Source organism: Streptomyces sp. AC550_RSS872, assembly GCF_019049285.1.
Lineage (GTDB): Bacteria > Actinomycetota > Actinomycetes > Streptomycetales > Streptomycetaceae > Streptomyces.
Genome location: NZ_JAGMUL010000164.1, coordinates 1 through 450 on the forward strand (window position 1 = coordinate 1; position 450 = coordinate 450).

The following is a 450-nucleotide window of genomic DNA, read 5'->3' on the forward strand; positions in this document are numbered from 1 at the left end:
CCTTCATCGGTTCCTGGTGCCAAGGCATCCACCGTGCGCCCTTAAAAACTTGGCCACAGATGCTCGCGTCCACTGTGCAGTTCTCAAACAACGACCAGCCACCCATCACCCCGAACCATCCGGTTCGAGTTCACTGGGGCCGGCACCCGAAGCACAGCCTCACGGCCGCTACTTCAGACACCCAACAGCGTGCCCGACACACTCCCCGCTTCCCTCAACGTTCCACGCTCCGAAGAGCAGTACTAGAAGGACAAGACGGTCAAGTGTGCCGAATAATCAACGTTCCACCCATGAGCAACCAGCATCAGACATTCGCTGATGTACTGGCCTCTGAACCAGGCAAGCCCGGCTTAGAAGTGCTCCTTAGAAAGGAGGTGATCCAGCCGCACCTTCCGGTACGGCTACCTTGTTACGACTTCGTCCCAATCGCCAGTCCCACCTTCGACAGCT

1 rRNA gene is annotated in these 450 nt (G+C 57.8%); it reads right to left on the reverse strand.

The window, feature by feature from the left end:
• Positions 1–367: 367 nt before the first annotated feature.
• Positions 368–450: ribosomal RNA gene (locus KUM44_RS38235) — 16S ribosomal RNA — on the reverse strand; the annotation flags it as partial.